This is a genomic window from Streptomyces sp. S3(2020) (assembly GCF_013044505.1).
GTDB lineage: Bacteria > Actinomycetota > Actinomycetes > Streptomycetales > Streptomycetaceae > Streptomyces.
In genome coordinates, this window is record NZ_JABERD010000018.1 from 57915 (window position 1) to 77412 (window position 19498).

Annotated in this window: 18 protein-coding genes and 1 pseudogene; 10 read left to right on the forward strand and 9 right to left on the reverse strand. The window is 70.0% G+C overall.

What is annotated here, in order from left to right; translation table 11 throughout:
* Nucleotides 1-317: 317 nt before the first annotated feature.
* The 3 genes from HLK59_RS09065 to HLK59_RS09075 are packed head-to-tail and all read left to right on the forward strand — an operon-like array spanning nucleotide 318 to nucleotide 2847.
* A complete protein-coding gene (locus HLK59_RS09065; RefSeq protein WP_171140769.1) occupies nucleotides 318-1205 on the forward strand; it encodes an ABC transporter substrate-binding protein in 888 nt (295 codons plus the stop codon).
* The gene (locus tag HLK59_RS09070; RefSeq protein WP_171140770.1) at nucleotides 1202-2098 is read left to right on the forward strand and encodes an amino acid ABC transporter permease; all 897 of its coding nucleotides are present in this window, start codon (nucleotides 1202-1204) and stop codon (nucleotides 2096-2098) included. The genes HLK59_RS09065 and HLK59_RS09070 overlap by 4 nt, the downstream gene beginning before the upstream one ends.
* The gene (locus HLK59_RS09075; RefSeq protein WP_171140771.1) at nucleotides 2095-2847 is read left to right on the forward strand and encodes an amino acid ABC transporter ATP-binding protein; all 753 of its coding nucleotides are present in this window, start codon (nucleotides 2095-2097) and stop codon (nucleotides 2845-2847) included. The genes HLK59_RS09070 and HLK59_RS09075 overlap by 4 nt, the downstream gene beginning before the upstream one ends.
* Before the next feature lie 35 nt (nucleotides 2848-2882).
* On the opposite strand, the gene aroQ is transcribed toward HLK59_RS09075, so the two are convergent.
* On the reverse strand, nucleotides 2883-3356 hold the full coding sequence (aroQ, locus tag HLK59_RS09080) for a type II 3-dehydroquinate dehydratase (protein ID WP_171140772.1): 474 nt from the start codon (nucleotides 3354-3356) through the stop codon (nucleotides 2883-2885).
* A gap of 104 nt (nucleotides 3357-3460) precedes the next feature.
* On the opposite strand from aroQ, the gene HLK59_RS09085 reads away from it, so the two are divergent.
* Both HLK59_RS09085 and HLK59_RS09090 read left to right on the forward strand, forming a co-directional pair.
* Complete coding sequence (locus tag HLK59_RS09085; protein WP_171140773.1) at nucleotides 3461-4507, forward strand: S66 peptidase family protein; 1047 nt, start codon at nucleotides 3461-3463, stop codon at nucleotides 4505-4507.
* A 51-nt stretch (nucleotides 4508-4558) separates the two neighbouring features.
* Complete coding sequence (locus tag HLK59_RS09090) at nucleotides 4559-5866, forward strand: MFS transporter (RefSeq protein ID WP_171140774.1); 1308 nt, start codon at nucleotides 4559-4561, stop codon at nucleotides 5864-5866.
* 1 nt (nucleotide 5867) lies between these two features.
* Here the strand turns inward: HLK59_RS09090 and HLK59_RS09095 are convergent, their stop codons facing one another.
* The 7 genes from HLK59_RS09095 to HLK59_RS09125 all read right to left on the reverse strand — a co-directional run bounded on the left by HLK59_RS09095 (nucleotide 5868) and on the right by HLK59_RS09125 (nucleotide 14539).
* Nucleotides 5868-6968 (reverse strand): ionic transporter y4hA, encoded by a 1101-nt coding sequence (locus tag HLK59_RS09095; RefSeq protein ID WP_171140775.1) that lies wholly within the window; start codon nucleotides 6966-6968, stop codon nucleotides 5868-5870.
* A 61-nt stretch (nucleotides 6969-7029) separates the two neighbouring features.
* Complete coding sequence (locus HLK59_RS09100; RefSeq protein WP_171140776.1) at nucleotides 7030-7344, reverse strand: hypothetical protein; 315 nt, start codon at nucleotides 7342-7344, stop codon at nucleotides 7030-7032.
* Between the two features lie 128 nt (nucleotides 7345-7472).
* Nucleotides 7473-8474: a TerC/Alx family metal homeostasis membrane protein gene (locus HLK59_RS09105; RefSeq protein WP_171140777.1), complete on the reverse strand. Its 1002-nt coding sequence runs from the start codon at nucleotides 8472-8474 to the stop codon at nucleotides 7473-7475.
* Between the two features lie 228 nt (nucleotides 8475-8702).
* On the reverse strand, nucleotides 8703-10721 hold the full coding sequence (locus tag HLK59_RS09110; RefSeq protein WP_171140778.1) for a TerD family protein: 2019 nt from the start codon (nucleotides 10719-10721) through the stop codon (nucleotides 8703-8705).
* A gap of 50 nt (nucleotides 10722-10771) precedes the next feature.
* Complete coding sequence (locus HLK59_RS09115) at nucleotides 10772-11350, reverse strand: TerD family protein (protein ID WP_046263565.1); 579 nt, start codon at nucleotides 11348-11350, stop codon at nucleotides 10772-10774.
* A 152-nt stretch (nucleotides 11351-11502) separates the two neighbouring features.
* The gene (gene uvrB, locus HLK59_RS09120) at nucleotides 11503-13632 is read right to left on the reverse strand and encodes an excinuclease ABC subunit UvrB (protein ID WP_171140779.1); all 2130 of its coding nucleotides are present in this window, start codon (nucleotides 13630-13632) and stop codon (nucleotides 11503-11505) included.
* 40 nt (nucleotides 13633-13672) lie between these two features.
* Complete coding sequence (locus tag HLK59_RS09125; protein WP_171140780.1) at nucleotides 13673-14539, reverse strand: MHYT domain-containing protein; 867 nt, start codon at nucleotides 14537-14539, stop codon at nucleotides 13673-13675.
* A 280-nt stretch (nucleotides 14540-14819) separates the two neighbouring features.
* On the opposite strand from HLK59_RS09125, the gene HLK59_RS09130 reads away from it, so the two are divergent.
* The 3 genes from HLK59_RS09130 (at nucleotide 14820) to fdhA (ending at nucleotide 17687) form a co-directional block, all read left to right on the forward strand.
* Entirely contained in the window at nucleotides 14820-15692 is an 873-nt protein-coding gene (locus HLK59_RS09130) for a glycerophosphodiester phosphodiesterase family protein (RefSeq protein ID WP_171140781.1), read from the forward strand.
* 78 nt (nucleotides 15693-15770) lie between these two features.
* Nucleotides 15771-16325 carry a methylated-DNA--[protein]-cysteine S-methyltransferase gene (locus HLK59_RS09135; RefSeq protein ID WP_171140782.1) on the forward strand — a complete coding sequence of 185 codons (555 nt, stop codon included), beginning with the start codon at nucleotides 15771-15773 and terminating at the stop codon, nucleotides 16323-16325.
* A gap of 129 nt (nucleotides 16326-16454) precedes the next feature.
* A complete protein-coding gene (fdhA, locus tag HLK59_RS09140; RefSeq protein WP_171140783.1) occupies nucleotides 16455-17687 on the forward strand; it encodes a formaldehyde dehydrogenase, glutathione-independent in 1233 nt (410 codons plus the stop codon).
* A 50-nt stretch (nucleotides 17688-17737) separates the two neighbouring features.
* Here the strand turns inward: fdhA and HLK59_RS09145 are convergent, their stop codons facing one another.
* On the reverse strand, nucleotides 17738-18166 hold the full coding sequence (locus HLK59_RS09145; RefSeq protein WP_171140784.1) for a VOC family protein: 429 nt from the start codon (nucleotides 18164-18166) through the stop codon (nucleotides 17738-17740).
* Between the two features lie 98 nt (nucleotides 18167-18264).
* On the opposite strand from HLK59_RS09145, the gene HLK59_RS09150 reads away from it, so the two are divergent.
* Both HLK59_RS09150 and HLK59_RS09155 read left to right on the forward strand, forming a co-directional pair.
* Nucleotides 18265-19173, forward strand: a complete 909-nt coding sequence (locus HLK59_RS09150; RefSeq protein ID WP_171140786.1) for a pseudouridine-5'-phosphate glycosidase — start codon at nucleotides 18265-18267, stop codon at nucleotides 19171-19173.
* A pseudogene (locus HLK59_RS09155) lies at nucleotides 19170-19498 on the forward strand (sugar kinase); the annotation flags it as partial. The gene HLK59_RS09150 and the pseudogene HLK59_RS09155, both read left to right, overlap by 4 nt.

Sequence of the window (19498 nt, forward strand, 5' to 3'; positions counted from 1 at the left end):
CGCCCCCGGCGCGCACACCTTCGCACGCGCCCCGTGTGAACCGTTCACACACGCCGGTGTCCTGCGCACGCTCCCCGCGCACATGGTTGCGCGGTCAACTGGCAGTAGCCCCGCACAGGATGACGGCTCCTGCGCGGCAAGGGCCGCCGGTCTTTCGATCCCCGCCCTCGGCCGGCGGCCCCGGCGACGCGCACCGAAGGCGTTTCCAGAGGGCGTTCGCAGAGGACGTTCACAAGAACGCAACACCCGTTCCCAGTATGCGGACAAATGCCGTCGTGACCTCGACAAACGGGGCGACCTGCTGTCAATCTCCCGCCATGCACCTCGCCCCCCGCACCCTGCGCCGCGCCGGCGCCGCCGCGACCATAGCCCTGCTCGCCACTGCCGTCGGCTGCGCGCCGCAGCCGGAGGAGGACTCGGCCGCCAAGCCTTCGGGGTCGTCGACCGGCACCACGTGCGCCAAGGGCAAGCTGGCCACCGAGACGTCCGGCAAGCTGACGATCGCCACCGACGAGCCCGCGTACGAGCCGTGGTTCAAGGACGACAAGCCCGCCAACGGCAAGGGGTTCGAGTCCGCGGTCGCCTACGCCGTGGCGCAGCAGCTCGGCTACGACAAGAGCGCCGTCGTCTGGCAGAGCGTTCCCTTCAACAAGGCGTTCGCGCCCGGTGAGAAGACCTTCGACTTCGATATCAACCAGGTGTCGATCAGCGCCGAGCGCAAGAAGGCCGTGGACTTCTCGTCCGGCTACTACGACGTGCGTCAGGCCGTCATCGCCCTCAAGGGCACCAAGGCCGCGAAGGCGACGAGCATCGCGGACCTGAAGGGCCTCAAGCTGGGCGCCCAGGTCGGCACCACCAGCCTCGACTACATCGAGGACGTGGTGAAGCCGACGCAGCAGGTCGCCGCGTACGCCAAGAACGACCAGGCCAAGTCCGCCCTGAAGAACGGCCAGGTGGACGCCATCGTCGTCGATCTGCCGACCGCTTTCTACATCACCGCCGCCGAGGTGACGGACGCCGAGATCGTCGGCCAGTTCGAGAACCAGGGCGGCACGCCGGAGCAGTTCGGCCTCGTCCTCGACAAGGGCAGCGCGCTCACGTCCTGCGTGACCGCCGCGGTCGACACCCTGCGCGAGAACGGCACGCTGGCGAAGATCGAGCAGCAGTGGCTGTCCGACGCCGTCGACGCCCCGGTGCTCAAGTGACGCTCACGAAGGACGGGTCCGGCGCCGAGTCGCCGGACCCGGGCGACGCGTACACGCCCTCCGAGCGGCGGATCGAGCGGGAACGCCACAAGCGGGTCCGCTCCCGCCGTGCCACGGCGATCGCGGCGCTCTCGACGCTCGTCACGGCCGTCGTCCTCTATCTGGTCGTCGTCAGCGCGCCGGGCTGGCCGCGCACCAAGGAGACCTTCTTCAACGGGGAGTACGCGCGCGAGGCGTTCCCCAAGGTCCTCGAAGGGTTGTGGCTCAACCTCCGGCTGCTGCTGATATGCGGTGTGGCCGTGCTGGTCCTCGGCATGCTCATCGCCGTCGCCCGCACCCTGCGTGGCCCGGTGTTCTTCCCGCTGCGGGTGCTGGCGGCCGCCTACACGGACTTCTTCCGCGGGCTTCCGCTCATCATCAACTTGATGATCGTCGTGCTCGGCGTCCCGGCGCTGCGGCTCCAGGGCGTGACCGTCGACCCGGTGCTGCTGGGCGGTACGGCGCTGACCCTGACGTACTCGGCGTACGTCGCCGAGGTGTTCCGCGCCGGCATCGAGTCCATCCACCCCTCGCAGCGCGCCGCGGCCCGCTCGCTCGGCCTCACCAACCGGCAGGCGCTGCGGCACGTGGTGTTGCCGCAGGCCGTACGACGCCAGGTGCCGCCCCTGCTCAACGACCTGGTGTCGCTCCAGAAGGACACCGGGCTCGTGTCGATCGGCGGTGCGGTGGACGCCGTACGGGCCGCCGACATCATCGTGGGCCGCAGCCTCAACTACACGCCGTACATCGTCGCGGGTCTGGTCTTCGTCGCACTGACCATCCCGATGACCCGGTTCACGGACTGGGTGACGGCCCGGATGGACCGTCAGCGGGCCCAGGGAGGGACCACATGAGCGACGCACCGGTGCTGCGGATGGAATCCGTCCGCAAGACGTTCGGCAGCTCGGTCGTGCTGCGGGACATGGACCTGGAGGTCGCCTCGCACACGGTGACCGCGCTGATCGGCGCATCCGGTTCCGGCAAGTCCACGCTGCTGCGCTGCGCGAACCTCCTGGAGGAGATCGACGACGGCGCGATCTGGCTCGACGGCGAGGAGATCACCGACCCGCGGACCGACCAGGACGCGGTACGCCGCCGTATCGGCGTGGTCTTCCAGGCGTACAACCTCTTCCCGCACATGACCGTCCTGGAGAACATCACGCTCGCCCCGCGCCGGGTGCACGGGGTGTCCCGCGCGGAGGCCGAGGAGCGCGGCAGGGAGCTGCTGGAGCGGCTCGGGCTCGGTGGCAAGGCGGGCGAGTACCCGGACCGGCTGAGCGGCGGTCAGCAGCAGCGGGTCGCGATCGTGCGCGCGCTCGCCGTACGTCCCCGGCTGCTTCTGCTCGACGAGATCACGGCCGCCCTCGACCCGGAGCTGGTGGGCGAGGTCCTCACCGTCGTCCGCGATCTCAAGGAGGAGGGCATGACCATGGTGCTCGCCACGCATGAGATGGGCTTCGCGCGGGACGTGGCCGACCAGGTTTGTTTTCTGGACGGAGGTGTCGTCCTGGAGCGCGGGACATCCGATCAGATTTTCGGCGATCCGCAGCAGGAGCGCACGCGGCGCTTCCTGCGGCGGATCGTGGAGGCTGGGCGCCTGTAAGAGGCGCTCACCAGGAGGGCGGGACTTACCGCCCGTTACGCCTCGGCCTGTCCCGTCCCCGCCAGCGCCACGACCCGCTCCACTCCGAACGCGTATCCCTGCACGCCACAGCCCGCGATGACGCCGTCGGCGCGCAGGGAGACGTAGGAGTGGTGGCGGAAGGACTCGCGCTTGTGGATGTTGGAGATGTGCACCTCCAGGACCGGCAGCCCGTCGCAGGTGTTGAGTGCGTCCAGAATCGCGACCGACGTGTGCGAGTAGGCGCCGGGGTTGATGACGATCCCGCAGTGGTTCAGCCGCGCCTCGTGGATCCAGTCGACCAGCTCGCCCTCGTGGTTGGACTGCCGGAAGTCCACGGTGCCGCCGTGCGCGGCCGCGGTCTTGGCGCACAGTGCCTCGACGTCGGCGAGGGTGTCGGAACCGTAGATCTCCGGCTGGCGCTGGCCGAGCAGGTTCAGGTTGGGGCCGTTGAGGATCATGATCGGGGCGTTGGCCAGGGTGCGGGGCACGGTTCCTCCGGTCCGGTGGCGGGTGCGCGATCCGTTGAAGACCGCTGCTCAGACCCCGGTTTATCACGGTGCGCCGCGCGCGCGGACAGCCGTACCCTCCACGGATGACGACGATCTCGTACCCGCCAAAGCCCTCCCCCGGCGACCGCATAGCCGTCATCTCGGCCGGCGCCGGCCTGCCCGAGCTGTTCCCGCGCCCCTTCGAACTGGGCCTGGAGCGGCTGCGCGAGGACTACGGCCTCATCCCGGTCGAGTACCCGACGACCCGCAAGATGGGCACGACCCCGCAAGAGCGCGCCGCCGACATCCACGCCGCCTTCGCCGACCCGGACATCAAGGCGGTCATCGCGTCGATCGGCGGTGACGACCAGATCACGGTGCTGCCGTTTCTGGACCGGGAGTTGATCCGGGCGAACCCGAAGCCGTTCTTCGGGACGAGCGACAACACGAACCTGCTCATGTATCTGCGCAACACGGGGATCGTCGGCTATCACGGCGCGACCGTGATGTGCGAGCTGGGCCGGCCCGGCGCCATGAACCCGCGGACCGCCGACTCCCTACGGGCCGCGCTGTTCACCTCGGGCGAGTACGAGCTGAGGCCCGCCGACCGCTGGAACGACGTCGACCGCGACTGGGCGGACCCGGCGACCTTCGAAGCGGAGCCGCACACCAGGCCCGGCGACGGCTGGACCTGGGTGAACGCCGACCGCGTGGTCGAGGGCAGGACTTGGGGCGGCTGTCTGGAGATCGTGGGATGGCTGCTGATGGCCGACCGTGAGATCGCGCGCGACCTGAGCGAGTACGACGGCGGAGTACTGCTCCTGGAGACCTCCGAGGACATGCCCAGCGCCACGGAGGTCTTCTGGACGCTCCGGAACATGGGCGAGCGCGGGCTGCTGCACCGCTTCTCGGCGCTGTTGACGGGGCGCGCGAAGACCTGGTCCTTCGAGCACCCCAACAACCCGGAGGAGGCCGCTCGTTACGGGTCCGAACAGCGCGAGGCCGTACTGCGCGCCATGCGGACCTATGCCCCCGACACCATGATCGTCTTCGATGTCGACTTCGGGCACACCGACCCCCAACTGGTCATCCCCTACGGCGGTCTCGTCCGTGTCGACGGTCCCGCCCGGCGCATCACGGTCACCTACTGACGCGCCCGCACGCCCCCGTAACCCGCGGTCACCGTGGGTAGTTGACGCGGCATGCACGACGTACGCACCGTTAGGGCGCCCTCCATGCCGCGGCTCGCGGCCGCCTCACTCGCCGGGACGGCCATCGAGTTCTACGACTTCTTCGTCTACGGGACCGCGGCGGCACTGGTCCTGGGGCCGCTGTTCTTCCCGACGTTCTCGCCGCTGGCGGGGACGCTGGCCGCCTTCGCCACGTTCGGCGTGGGGTTCGTGGCACGGCCGCTGGGTTCGGTGCTGTTCGGGCACATCGGGGACCGGCGGGGGCGGCGGCCGGTCCTCGTCACCTCGTTGCTGCTGACCGGCGGCGCCACGGTCGCGGTCGGCTGTGTCCCGACGTACGACTCGATCGGGGTGACCGCTCCCCTGCTGCTGCTCGTGCTGCGGTTCCTCCAGGGCCTGGGGCTCGGCGGGGAGTGGGGCGGGGCGGTGCTGCTGACGGCGGAGCACGCGCCGCCCGAACGACGGGCCCTGTGGTCGAGCTTCCCGCAGATCGGACCCGCGGTGGGCTTTCTGCTCGCCAACGGCGTGATGCTCGTCCTGTCGGCGTCGCTGAGCGAGGCACAGTTCGCCGCGTGGGGGTGGCGGGTTCCGTTCTGGGCGGCGGGGCTGCTGGCCGTGGCGGGGCTGTGGCTGCGGTCGTCGCTCGTCGAGAGTCCCAGCTTCCTCGAAATCGACGACCACGCGCGCGTGCCGTTCGTCGAGGTCGTGCGCGACCACTGGCGGCTCGTCCTGCTGACGGCCGGCGCGCTCGCGATCGGGTACGCGATCTTCTACGCCGTCACGACCTGGTCCCTCGCGTATGCGACGGAACGGCTGGGCGTGGGCCGTACGGTCATGCTGGCCTGCATCATGGCCGCGGTCGTGGTGAAGGGCTCGCTCACGCCGGTGGTGGCGTTGCTCGGCGACCGCTACGGGCGGCGGCCGCTGTGTCTGGCGGGCTGTTCGGCGGCGGCCGTGTGGATGTTCCCGATGGTCGCGCTGCTCTCGACCGGCGAACCGCTGCTGATGTTCGTGGGGTTCCTGGGCGCGATGCTCGCGTTCATCACGATGTTCGCGGTGATCGCCGCGTATCTGCCGGAGCTGTACGAGCCGCGGGTGCGCTGCACGGGCGCCGCGGTCGGCTACAACCTCGGCGGGGTCCTCGGGGGTGCGCTCACGCCGATCGTGGCGACGGCGCTGGCCGAGCGGGGTGGCCGGGTGCCGTGGGGTGTGGGGGCGTATCTGACGGGGATCGCGCTGCTGAGCCTGGGGTGCTTCGCACTGCTGCCGGAGACGCGTCCGGTGCCGGTGGCCGTCAAGGCGGAGCCTGTCCTGGATTGAGTCAGGGATTGATCGCCAGCTCCAGATAGGCCGCGAACAGCACCAGGTGTACACCGCCCTGGAGCGGGGTGGCCCGGCCCGGTACGACCGTCAGGGAGCTGACCACCACGGTCAGGGCGAGCAGCACCATGTGGGTGGCGCCGAGGCCCAGGACGAGCGGACCGTCGAGCCAGATGGAGGCCAGGGCCACGGCGGGGATGGTGAGGCCGATGCTGGCCATCGCCGAGCCGAGCGCGAGGTTGAGGCTGGTCTGCACGCGGTCGCGGCGGGCGGAGCGCAGCGCGGCGATGGTCTCGGGGAGCAGCACGAGCAGGGCGATGATCACGCCGACGACGGCATGGGGCAGTCCGGCGGCCGACACCCCGGACTCGATGGTGGGCGACACGCCCTTGGCCAGGCCGACGACGCCGATCAGGGCCAGTCCCAGCAGCCCGAGGCTGATCTGGGCGGTGCGGGAGGACGGCGCGTCGGCGTGGTCGTCAACGGTGATGACCACGCCCTGGCGGGTGATCGGGAGGAAGTAGTCGCGGTGCCGCACGGTCTGGGTGGCCACGAACAGGCCGTACAGGACCAGTGAGGAGAGCGCGGCGAAGGTCAGCTGGACGCCGGAGAACTCCGGGCCCGGCTTGCTCGTCGTGAACGTCGGCAGGACCAGGCTGAGAGTGGCCAGGGTCGCGACGGTCGCGAGGGCCGCGCCGGTGCCCTCGGGGTTGAAGACGGCGATGCCGTGGCGCAGCGAGGCGACCAGGAGGGAGATGCCGACGATGCCGTTGCAGGTGATCATCACGGCCGCGAAGACCGTGTCCCGGGCGAGGGTCGAGCTTTTGCCGCCGCCATCGGCCATCAGGGTGACGATGAGGGCGACTTCGATGATGGTGACGGCGACCGCGAGGACGAGGGAGCCGAAGGGCTCGCCGACCCGGTGCGCGACCACCTCGGCGTGGTGCACGGCGGCCAGGACGGCGCCCGCGAGGACCAGGGTCACCAGGGCGACGATCACACCCGGCAGGTCGCGTCCCCAGGTGAAGGCGAGGAGGACGACCGCGAGCACCGGCACGAGCGTCGTCCACTGGGTGGTGAGCGACCTGAGCCGAGTGATCATGCAGCGATCGTCGCAGAGGGTGCAGGGCCCCGCACCCTGGCGGGACGGGGCCCCACGAGCCCTACTTGAACTCGGTGATGTCCACCAGATCGCAGTCCGTGAAGGTCGGCGCCTTGGTACACAACGCGGCCATCTGCTCCGCGAACTTGCCCGTCTCCGGGTCGCCGCTGTTGCGCATGGCCTCCTCGTAGGAGTCGAACTCGATCACGACGAGGTAGCGGTTGGGATTGCTGCGGTCCCTCAGCACCAGGCGGTGGGTGGGGCCGTCGGTGCGGCCGGCGAACTGTTCCTCCGCCTGCTCGGCCATTGCCTGCATCTCTTCGATGCGGTCGGTCTCGTAGTCGATGATCTGCACGAACTTCATGGGCGCGTCCATGGTGCCTCCACCCGGCCGTGGCGTCTCCGGGCGGGAGACGCTCCGCACACAACCGAAGCACCGGGAGCAGTGAGCGGCAATTGGCCGCACGGCGCTCCCGGTGCTGGTTGTTCCTACGTCCGACGTGGTCAGACGTCGATGCTGTCCTTCGGAGCGCCATCGCTCTGCGCCTGCGCCGCCTCGGCCGCCGCCTGCTTCTTGGAGGCACGGAGGCTGGTGATCGTGGTGACGACCAGGACCCCGCAGATCACGCCGAGGGAGACCGGGATGGAGATCTCCGGGACATTGACCCCGGACTCGTGCAGGGCGTGCAGCACCAGCTTGACGCCGATGAAGCCGAGGATGATCGACAGGCCGTAGCTGAGGTGGACCAGCTTCTTCAGCAGGCCGCCGATGAGGAAGTACAGCTGGCGCAGACCCATCAGGGCGAACGCGTTGGCCGTGAAGACGATGTACGGGTCCTGCGTGAGGCCGAAGATCGCGGGGATGGAGTCGAGAGCGAAGAGCACGTCGGTGGTGCCGATCGCGAGCATGACGACCAGCATCGGGGTCATGACCCGCTTGCCGTTCTCCTCGATCCACAGCTTGGTGCCGTGGTACCGGTCGGCGACACCGAAGCGGCGCTCGGCGGCCTTGAGCAGCTTGTTCTCCTCGAACTCCTCTTCGTCCTCGTCGGCCCTGGCCTCCTGGATGAGCTTCCAGGCGGTCCAGATGAGGAAGGCGCCGAAGATGTAGAAGACCCAGGCGAAGCTGGCGAGGATGGCGGCGCCCGCGGCGATGAAGATCGCTCGCAGGACCAGGGCTATGAGGACACCGACGAGCAGGACCCGCTGCTGGTACTGCGACGGGACCGCGAACTTCGCCATGATCAGGACGAAGACGAAGAGGTTGTCGACGCTGAGCGACTTCTCGGTGATGAAGCCCGCGAAGAACTCACCGCCGGCCTGGCCACCGCCGAAGATGAGGAGGCCGAGCCCGAAGAGGCCGGCCAGGGCGATCCAGACGACGGTCCAGATTCCGGCTTCCTTGATGGACACGTCGTGCGGCTTGCGGCCGATGAAGAAATCGACCGCGATCAGGGCTGCGAGGCCCACGATCGTCAGGACCCACAGGGTCACGGAAACATCCACTGTTGCGCCTCCGGCATTACGTAACGGCAAATAACCAGCGTCGTCGCGCTGCCGGAGGTCTCTTCCACCCAAGGTGGGCCGACGCCCCGGGATCGGATCCGATCCGTATTGACGGGTACGCCGCATCGACAGGGAGTACTCCCCTCCGTGAGGAAAACGGTACCCCAATCACCAAGGAAAGGTAAAGCGATTGGCAAAAGAAAGGTCAAAGTGCCTGTTCAGGCGACTTTACGTGTGCTTGGTGCGGGCCATCGCCACCTGCTGAAGGACCTGTTGGAGGACCTGGCTGCCCCCCGGGACGAGCGAGGGCTCGTACGTCCAGGCATGGCCCACCCACGGGTCGGCGAGATGGTCGTCGGGAACCGGCGTGAGTCGCATCAGCGAACGCCACAGCGGGTCGAGCAGCGGACCGTACGCGGAGGCCTCTTCACGGTCCGCGACCATCATCAGATGGACGCCGACCGCCGGGCCCTCGTCGGCAAGGTAACGCAGCTGGGTCACGGCGCGGTCGTCGAAGCCGTGCGGGAAGTCGTTGACGATCAGGAGCTGCTCGGAGGTGTCGAAGCCGGGCGGGAGCGCGTCGGGCGCACCGCCCCGCACCGCCATCTGCACCAGGTCGACCCGTTGGGTGAGCCGGGCCAGGACGTCCGTCACACCCGCCGCGCCGACGGCGGGCGGGGCCGCGAGCACACCGGTCTGCACCAGCGGCACCAGCGCCTGTCCGCCCGAGCCCGCCGGGTCGATGACGTGCACGGTGAACTCGCGCGCGGGATAGACGGCGAGCAGCCGGGCCGCGACCGCGACCGCGGTGTCCATGGCCAGCCGCTTCACTTCGTGGGAGTCGGTGTACGAGCCGTCGATCGTGCCGGCCCGCCCGCTGTCGATCCACAGTCCGCGCTCCAGCGGGAGCCTGACCAGCATCGGGATGCTCACCTGCGGGGCCTCGGGAAGGTGGAGGTCGCCGAGGCGCAGGGCCATGGGGATCTCCATCGGCACCCGGTAGCCGTGCCAGACGGGATTGTCCCAGCGGGCGTACGCCGGCGGCAGCGCGGGTTCCACGACCTCGGCCTCGGCGGCGAGCTGGGCGAGGTCCCGGTCGAGGGCTGCCTGGGCCTGGTCGACGAGCTGGGCGTGCTTGGCGCGGGCCGCCTCACGCGCGGCGTCGCCCTGGCCCCCGATCCGGCTGCGCGGGTCGGACAGGACCTGGTCGAGTTCCTTCTCCATGCGCGATTCGGCGAAGTCGACGGCGCTGCGGTACGCGGCCGTGCTGCGTGCCAGGTCCTCGAACATGCCCCACACCTGGTTGTACAGGCGCTCGTCCATGGACCAGCCGGTCGCGTCCCCCGCGACGGGCTGCTGGGGCTGCCCGGGCTGGGCCGGGGGCGCGGTCGGCGGGGGCGGCGGCGGTGCGGTGGTCTGCCGGCGCGGGTGGCTGTAGTCGACCGGGCCGCCCGCGGTGGGCGTGGACGGCTGAGCGGCCGCGGAAGGGTCCGTGGAGCCCTGTTGGGCGCCCTGCCCGCCGTAGGGAGAGGCGGGCAGGGCGGACGCCTGGGCACCGTAGGGCGACGTCGGCGGCTGCGGTGGTACGGCGCCCTGCGGTGCCGTACCCCCCTGGTCCGGGCCGAGGGCCGGTGCGGCCGTCTGCCGGGTGCGGTCGCCGTCGGCGGTGCGCGGCGGGGCCGGTACGGAGCGGGCCAGACCCTGGGCCACGGCCTCGTTGATGCTGCCGGCGAGGGTGCGGGCCTCCGGCATGCCCTGGTCCGCCAGGAGTTCGGCGAGGCCGCCGGCGTACCCCTGGCCGACGGCTCGCACCTTCCAGGCGCCCTGGCGGCGGTAGAGCTCCAGGGCGACGACGGCGGACTCGGCCTCCAGGCCGGTGATGGTGTAGCTGGCGACCTCGGAGCCGTCGAGGCCGGTGACCGCGACGAAGGGGGCGGCCAGCCCACCGAAGCGGACGGGACCCGCCACGCCGGTGGGCAGGGCGAGCAGCACGCTGATCCGGTGCACGGCCTCCGGCATGGCGCCGAGGTCCACCGCGAGGCGGTGGTCGGCGGCGGCCTGCCGGGAGACCTCCAGGCCCGGCAGGGTGGGTGCGCCCGGGTGGGCCACCCACTCCACGCCATGGACCTTGCCGTGCTCGTCGCTCAGCGCGGCTGCGGCCACGATCGGCTTGCCGGCCGAGACCCGGATCTCGAGACGGGCCTGGGAGAGCGGGTGGTTCTGCCCCCGCACCAGCTCGGCCGTCATGCCTTCGTCCCCCTGTGTCGCTGTTCGGTGTCGGGTACCGCTCGCGCGGCTTACAGGTGCGGCAGGATCGCCGGCATCAGGTCCTGGAAGGTACGGCCGTTGGCCGGAGTACCCAGGGCCGTCATCGTCCAGCCGGGGCCCGTGCGGTGCACCTTGGCCATGATCTGGGCCGTGTAGGCGCCACCGCCCGCGAGCGTGTAGCGGGCCAGCTCCTGGCCGTTGGTCTCGTCGACCAGGCGGCAGAACGCGTTCTGCACCTCCTGGAAGGTCTGGCCCGTGAAGGAGTTCACGGTGAAGACGATCTGGTCGATGTGGACCGGGATGCGCGCCAGGTCGACGAGGATCGCCTCGTCGTCGCCACCCTGGCCGACACCGCCGACGAGGTTGTCGCCGGTGTGGCGCACCGAGCCGTCGTCGCTCACCAGGTGGCGGAAGAAGACGACGTCGACCGGCTGCTTGTCCGCGAACAGGACTGCGGAGGCATCAAGGTCGATCTCCCGGGTGCGCGAGCCGAACAGGCCGCGACGGGGAGCCGCCTGCCAGCCGAGACCCATGCGCACCGAAGTCAGGCTGCCGCCGTCGTTCTTCTGCAGACTGATGGCCTGACCCTTGGTCATGTTGACGGTCACGCGCTGATTCCCCTCTCGAACTGTCCCCTGTTACCGCGGAGTGCGCGGTTGACCAGAACCCTACGCAGTGGCACTGACAGTGCCGCTACCCAGGTCCGCACTTTGTGTCGGTCTTGCAACACAGCGCGTTCGTAGTGGAGGCGGAGCGCCCGTCAGGCCAGGCCGGCCTCCTTCATCTGACGCAGTTCCTTCTTCATCTCGGAGACCTCGTCGCGCAGTCGGGCCGCGATCTCGAACTGAAGGTCCGCGGCGGCGGCGCGCATACGCGCGGTCATCTCCTCGATCTGCTCCGCGAGCTCGGCGGCGGGCCGGTCGGTGGGCACGCTCTCCCCGGCCTTGCCCTTGGCACCCTTGGCCGCCTTGCCGCCGAGAGAGGGCACGGGGGCCTTGGCGGCCTTGCCCTCCTTCTGCTTGCGGTACCCGGAGCCGAGCAGCTGTTCGGTGTCGATGTCCTCGCGGGCGATCTGCGCCACGATGTCGTTGATCTTCTTGCGGAGCGGCTGGGGGTCGATGCCGTTCGCCGTGTTGTACGCGACCTGCTTCTCCCGGCGGCGGTTGGTCTCGTCGATGGCCTTCTCCATCGCCGGGGTGATCTTGTCGGCATACATGTGGACCTGACCGGAGACATTGCGCGCCGCGCGGCCGATGGTCTGGATCAGGGAGGTGCCGGAGCGCAGGAAGCCCTCCTTGTCGGCGTCGAGGATGGCCACCAGGGACACCTCGGGCAGGTCGAGGCCCTCGCGCAGGAGGTTGATGCCGACCAGGACGTCGTACTCTCCGGAGCGCAGCTCGCGCAGCAGTTCGACACGACGCAGGGTGTCGACGTCGCTGTGCAGATAGCGGACCTGGATGCCGAGCTCCAGGAAGTAGTCCGTGAGGTCCTCGGCCATCTTCTTGGTGAGCGTGGTGACCAGGACGCGCTCGTCCTTCTCGGTGCGCTTGCGAATCTCGTGCACCAGGTCGTCGATCTGGCCCTCGGTGGGCTTGACCACGACCTCCGGGTCGATGAGGCCCGTCGGGCGGATGATCTGCTCGACGACGCCGTCCCCGCGGGAGAGCTCGTAGTTGCCCGGTGTCGCGGACAGGTAGACGGTCTGTCCGATCCGCTGCTGGAACTCCTCCCACTTCAGGGGGCGGTTGTCGAGGGCGGAGGGCAGCCGGAAGCCGTGGTCGACGAGGGTGCGCTTGCGGGAGGCGTCGCCCTCGTACATGGCGCCGATCTGCGGGACCGTGACATGCGACTCGTCGATGACGAGCAGGAAGTCGTCCGGGAAGTAGTCCAGCAGGGTGTTCGGCGGGGAGCCGGGCTCGCGGCCGTCGAAGTGCATCGAGTAGTTCTCGACGCCCGAGCAGGAGCCGATCTGGCGGAGCATCTCCAGGTCGTACGTCGTTCGCATCCGCAGACGCTGGGCCTCCAGGAGCTTGCCCTGCTTCTCCAGCTCGGTGAGGCGCTCGCCCAGTTCCTTCTCGATGTCGTTGGCGGCCCGCTCCAGGCGCTCGGGGCCGGCGACGTAGTGGGAGGCGGGGAAGACGTACAGCTGCTGGTCGTCGCTGATGATCTCGCCGGTGAGGGGGTGGAGGGTGGACAGGGCCTCGATCTCGTCGCCGAACATCTCGATGCGGACGGCGAGCTCCTCGTAGACCGGGAAGATCTCGATGGTGTCGCCGCGGACGCGGAAGGTGCCGCGGCTGAAGGCCAGGTCGTTGCGCGTGTACTGGATGTCCACGAAGCGGCGCAGCAGCTGGTCGCGGTCGATCTCGTCGCCGACCCTGAGGGGGACCATGCGGTCCACGTACTCCTGCGGGGTGCCGAGGCCGTAGATGCAGGAGACGGAGGCGACCACGATGACGTCGCGGCGGGTGAGCAGCGAGTTGGTCGCGGAGTGGCGCAGGCGCTCGACCTCCTCGTTGACCGAGGAGTCCTTCTCGATGTAGGTGTCCGACTGCGGGACGTAGGCCTCGGGCTGGTAGTAGTCGTAGTACGAGACGAAGTACTCGACCGCGTTGTTCGGCAGCAGCTCCCGGAACTCGTTGGCCAGCTGGGCGGCCAGGGTCTTGTTCGGGGCCATCACCAGGGTGGGCCGCTGGAGCTTCTCGATCATCCACGCGGTGGTGGCGGACTTACCGGTGCCGGTCGCGCCGAGGAGGACGACATCCTTCTCACCGGCCTCGATGCGCTTGGCCAGGTCGGCGATGGCCGCCGGCTGGTCGCCGCTGGGCTGGTAGGGGCTGACGACCTCGAAGGGCGCCACCGTGCGTTCGATCTGGGAAACGGGCCGCATGGGGTCCACCGTACGACCCCCCACTGACAACGCGGTGCGGTCACCGGTTCTGCGGGGTGCGGGAGCTGCGGTGGCCGACACCTCGGCGGGTGCGGATCGAGGAGCGGCGCGGGGTGTGCGGGGCGTCGGCGTGGGCCGGGATTCCGGGCTTGTTCTCGGCGGGGGTCCAGTCGGGTTTGCCCATGACCATCAGTGGGTCGAACATCACGACGACGCCGGCGATCAGCAGAAAGGCCAGGGGGCCGACCATCATGGGCGCGAGCAGTTCGGCCGGTGAGTCGCCCGAGGAGGGGGCGCCGGTGCCGTGCAGGTGGACGCTGAGGGCCGCCATGCCGGTGTAGTGCATACCGCTGACGGCGAGCCCCATGACGAGGCTCGCGCCGACACTCCACAGGAAGCCTCTGACCTGGCCTGCCGCCCACAGGGCCGCGGTCGCGGCGCACATGGCTATGACGACGGAGGCGGACACGGTGAGCGTGTTGTATTCCAGCTTTCCGTTGAGCCGCATTCCGGCCATGCCGAGATAGTGCATGGAGGCGACGCCGAGGCCGGTGATGGTGCCGCCGGTGAACAGGGCCGTTCCGCTCGCGCCTTTGTAGCCGACTATGAAGATCCCGATGCCCACCATGACGATGGCGACGGCGAGGCTCGCGAATGTCGTCGGCTTGTCGTAGTGGATGGGCGCGCCCTTGACCGTGAAGCCCATCATGGCGACGAAGTGCATGGTCCATATGCCGGAACCGATGGCCGCGGATCCGAGGGCCAGCCAGCCCGGTCTCCAGGAGTTCGAGACGAGCATGGACCGGGTGGTGCAGCGCAGACCGAGGGCACCTCCCAGGCAAGCCATGAGGTAGGCCACCAGCGGTGTGACGAGTCCGTAACTGAATCCGTCGACCGTGCCTTGCATGCGCGGCTGTCCTTCCCGCCCTCTTGCGTCCCTGAATCTGCTGAAATGCGCCCCCTCCCAGGACCGCCCGAGCGGTCAGGGTTGAGGCAGAGAGTATGACTCCCACCGGAATGGTCGAACGATTTTCCGGCAAAGAAACACGGCCTTGCCCCAGTTGTGCGGCACCAGTGAGCGGAGTTGGGCAACCCCATTCAATCTGTGGCCATTCTGCACCCCCCTGCTGTTGACCCTCTGCTGTCACAGTTGATCTGTACGTGATCGCTCGACGCAAGGAGTCAGCATGCACGCGCGCGCAGTTGCCGCCACGACCTCCGCGCTCCTGGGGACTGCCACCCTCCTGCTCCCCGCCTCCGACGTCCGCGCCGTCGAGGTCGGCGAACCGCCGACGGTCATCGCCCACCGGGGCGCCTCCGCCTACGCCCCCGAGAACACCCTGGCCGCCGTCGACAAGGCGGCCGCGCTGGGCATCCGCTGGGTGGAGAACGACGTCCAGCGCACCCGGGACGGCGAGCTCGTCGTCCTGCACGACGACAACCTGCGGCGCACCACCGACGCCGAGGAGGTCTTCCCCGACCGGGCGCCCTGGAAGGTGAAGGACTTCACGGCCGCCGAGATCGCGCGCCTCGACGCGGGCAGCTGGTTCGGCCCCGCGTACGCGAACGTGCGCGTGCCGACCCTGGAGCAGTACGTGCGCCGCGTCGACCGCAACCACCAGAAGCTGCTGCTGGAGATCAAGAACCCCGAGCTGTACCCGGGGATCGAGCAGCAGACCCTCAAGGTCCTCTCCAACGAGAGCTGGCTCGACCAGGCACACCGGTCGAAGCTGGTCGTGCAGAGCTTCAGCGCGGACACCGTGCGGACCGTCCACGAGCTGAAGCCCGACGTCAGGACCGGCCTGCTCGGCACTCCGAAAGTCTCGGACCTGACCGCCTACGCGCAGTTCACCGACCAGATCAATCCGTCGCACAGCACCATCTCCACCGCGTACGTCTCCGCCGTGCAGGCCTTCACCGGCGCGCACGACAAGCCGTTGCAGGTCTTCACCTGGACCGTCAACGACGCCGCGACCGCGAGGCGGGTCGCGGGGTACGGCGTGGACGGCATCATCACCAACACGCCGGACGTGGTGCGGGACGCGGTGGGGGCGTCCTGAGAGCCTCCGCGCACCGGGAGCGGCCGTTCTCCGGCCGCTCCCCGGGCGTTGTCAGTGGCGGGCCGTACGGTGGGTGGCATGAGCAGCCATGGGCAGTACGAGCAGCAGGTCGTGTGGGCCGTCGTGGGCACCGACATCGGTCCGCTGCTGCTGGCCGCGACCCGCGAGGGCCTGGTCAACGTCGTGTTCCACGCCACCGAGGCGGTCCGCGACCACGCGCTCGACCGGCTGGCTTCCCGGCTGGGCACCGAGCCCGTCGAGGCGCCCGGCTCCCCACTGCTGGCTGAGGCGATACGCCAGGTGGAGGCGTACTTCGCGGGCTCGCGGCACGACTTCGAGCTGCCGCTGGACTGGTCGCTGATCTCCGGCTTCAACCGTGAGGTGCTGCGCGAGCTGGCGTCCGGGGTGCGGTTCGGCAGTGTCGTGGGATACGGCGATCTGGCCGGACGGGTCGGTCAGCCGGGCGCGGCCCAGGCGGTGGGGGCGGCGATGGGCGCCAATCCGCTGCCGGTGGTCGTGCCCTGCCACCGGGTCGTCGAGAGGGACGGCGGCATCGGCGGCTTCGGGGGCGGTCTGGAGACCAAGCGGAAGCTGCTCGCCCTGGAAGGAGTGCTTCCGGAACCGCTGTTCTGAGGGCCGCAAAGCGGGCCGGATCCGTCCCCGCGCGAAGGCTGGCCGGGAAGCTGCGGCGGTAGCAGACTCCGCCATGCGCACAGCCACTGGCATCCGAAGACTTCGGAGCCGAAGGGACGGCGATCACGCATGAGCGGAACCGGGAACAGGGCAGTCGCGTATCTCAAGCCGGGCGCGGTGGAGGTCAGGACCATCGACTACCCCACGCTCGAACTCCAGGACGGGCCGGGGGTCGCAGCCGCCAACGTCGGCCGCAAGTGCCGGCACGGTGTGATCCTCAAGGTCCTCGCCAGCAACATCTGCGGCAGCGACCAGCACATGGTGCGCGGACGGACGACCGCGCCCGAGGGGCTGGTCCTCGGACACGAGATCACCGGAGAGATCATCGAACGGGGACCGGACGTCGAGACCCTCGACGTCGGCGACATCGTCTCCGTACCGTTCAACATCGCCTGCGGGCGATGCCGCAACTGCAAGGAACGCAAGACCGGCATCTGTCTGAACGTCAACCCGGCACGGCCCGGGGCTGCCTACGGATACGTCGACATGGGCGGCTGGGTCGGCGGCCAGGCCGAGTACGCCATGGTGCCGTACGCGGACTTCAACCTGCTGAAGTTCCCGGACCGGGACCAGGCGCGCGAGAAGCTGCTCGACCTGACCATGCTGTCGGACATCTTCCCGACCGGCTTCCACGGCGTGGTGAGCTCGGGTGCCGGCGTCGGTTCGACGGTGTACGTCGCCGGGGCCGGGCCGGTGGGTCTGGCGGCGGCCGCGTCCGCACAGCTGCTGGGCGCCGCGGTCGTCATCGTCGGCGACCTCAACGCCGAGCGGCTCGCCCAGGCGCGGAGCTTCGGCTGCGAGACCGTCGACGTCTCGCAGGGCAGCGTGGGCGAGCAGATCGCGCAGATCCTCGGGGAACCCGAGGTGGACGCCGCGGTCGACGCGGTCGGTTTCGAGGCACGGGCCCACGGCCCGCAGGCCCCCGAGGCGCCCGCGACGGTCCTCAACTCGCTGATGGGCATCACGCGCGCGGGCGGCGCCCTGGGCATTCCGGGTCTCTACGTCACGGACGACCCCGGCGGGGTCGACGAGGACGCGAAGTCCGGGACGCTGAAGGTGCGGCTCGGGCTCGGCTGGGCCAAGAGCCACCGCTTCACCACCGGTCAGTGCCCGGTGATGCAGTACCACCGCAACCTGATGCGGGCGATCCTGCACGGGCGCGTACACATCGCCAAGGCGGTCAACGCGACCGTGATCGGCATCGAGGACGCACCACGCGGCTACGCCGAGTTCGACCAGGGCGCCAGCCGCAAGTACGTGCTCGACCCGCATGGGGCGCTGGACGGCGTACGGCCGGTCTGACACCTCCGGAGGGGGCCGCACACGCGCGCGGCCCCCTCGCCGCGCCCCGTTCACTCGTAGTGGCGGGCCTCGAAGACGTTCCCGTCGGGGTCGCGGAAGTAGAAGCTGCGGCGGGCCGTACCACGGGCGCCGAAGGAGTCGTAGGAGAAGTCCGAGACGGGGACCGTCTGCTCCTCCAGGCGGACGCGGAGTGCCTGGAAGTCGTCGCCGGGCAGGGCCAGGCAGACATGGTTGACAGGGTGTCCCGAGCTCTCGGTGGCGCCGGGGAGCATCGTCATGCGTTCCGTCATGGTGAACGGCATCAGGTCGAAGATGGTCTCGTCATTGAGCCGCACGGAGGGGAAGGACACCGCACCCGCGGCGTAGTCGGCGATCCTCAGGGGTGCCATGCCGACCGCCTTCTCGTAGAAGGCGGCCGAGGCCACCGGGTCGTGCACCCAGAGGACGACATGGTCGAGACGTGTGGCGTTGTCCGTCATGTCCCCAGGCTGATGTCGTCCCCCACAGCCCGCAAGGGTTTGGCCGGGTGCGCCGCCCGCCAGAGATCAGGGAGGACCCATCGACAGGAGGCAGGCGCGTGGTGCTGGTGTTGTCGGAGGAAGTGCGCGAGGCGGTCGACGCGCGTCGACCCGTGGTGGCCCTGGAGTCCACGATCATCGCCCACGGGTTGCCGCGGCCGCGGAACCTGCAGGTGGCGTTGGAGCTGGAGGACGTCGTACGGCAGGAGGGTGCCGTTCCCGCGACGATCGCGGTGCTGGACGGCAGGCCTCATGTCGGTCTGGACAAGGAGCAGTTGGAGCGGGTCGCCAACGAGGACGGGATCCGCAAGCTGGGCCATCGTGACCTGCCGCTCGCGGTGGCCGCCGGGGCGAGCGGGGCGACCACGGTGTCGGCGACGGCACAGCTGGCGGCGCTGGCGGGTGTGCGGGTGTTCGCGACCGGTGGGCTCGGCGGGGTGCACCGGGAGTGGACGGTGACACAGGACGAGTCGGCGGACCTGGGGCTGCTGGCGCGTACGCGGATCACGGTGGTCTGCGCGGGCGTGAAGTCGATCCTCGACGTGCCGGCGACCTTGCAGCGGCTGGAGACACTGGGCGTGGCGGTGGCCGGGTACGGCACGGACCGCTTCCCCGGCTTCTACCTGTCCGACTCGGGGCATCCGGTGGACTGGACGCTGGACTCCGCCCAGCAGGTGGCGGAGGTGATGCGGGCTCAGGACGCGCTGGACGGACCGGAGTCCGCGCTGATCGTCGCCAACCCGGTCCCCGAGGCCGAGCAGTTGGACCCGGAGCTCCACGCGCGTGTGCTCGCGGACGCGTTGGAGGCCGCTGAGGAGGCGGGGGTCACCGGTCAGGGCGTCACACCGTTCCTCCTCTCCTACCTCGTGCGGCACACCGACGGCGCCTCCCTGAGCGCCAATCTGGCGGCGGTGCGGGGCAACGTCCGGCTGGCGGGGCGGATCGCGGCGGCCTGGGCCGGGGCGTGACGGTCGCGGCCGACGGCTCCGGGGCCGAACCGGCTCCGGGTGGTGCGCTGTTGGTCGTCGGTGACGTCGTCACCGACATCGTGGCCCGGCACCGGGGGCCACTCGCGCCGAGCACCGACACGGCCGCGGCGATCCGGACGCTGCCGGGCGGGGCCGGGGCCAACGTGGCCTGCTGGGCGGCCGGTCGGGGTGGCGTCGAGGTGCGGCCGCGCGGGCGGGGGGGTGCGGGCGCGGCCGCGTGGGACGAGCGGGCGCCGGTGGCCTACGGGGTACGGCCCCGTCGCGTCGGCGATGCGCCGCCGCCAGCGGGGGCCGGGGGCTGCGC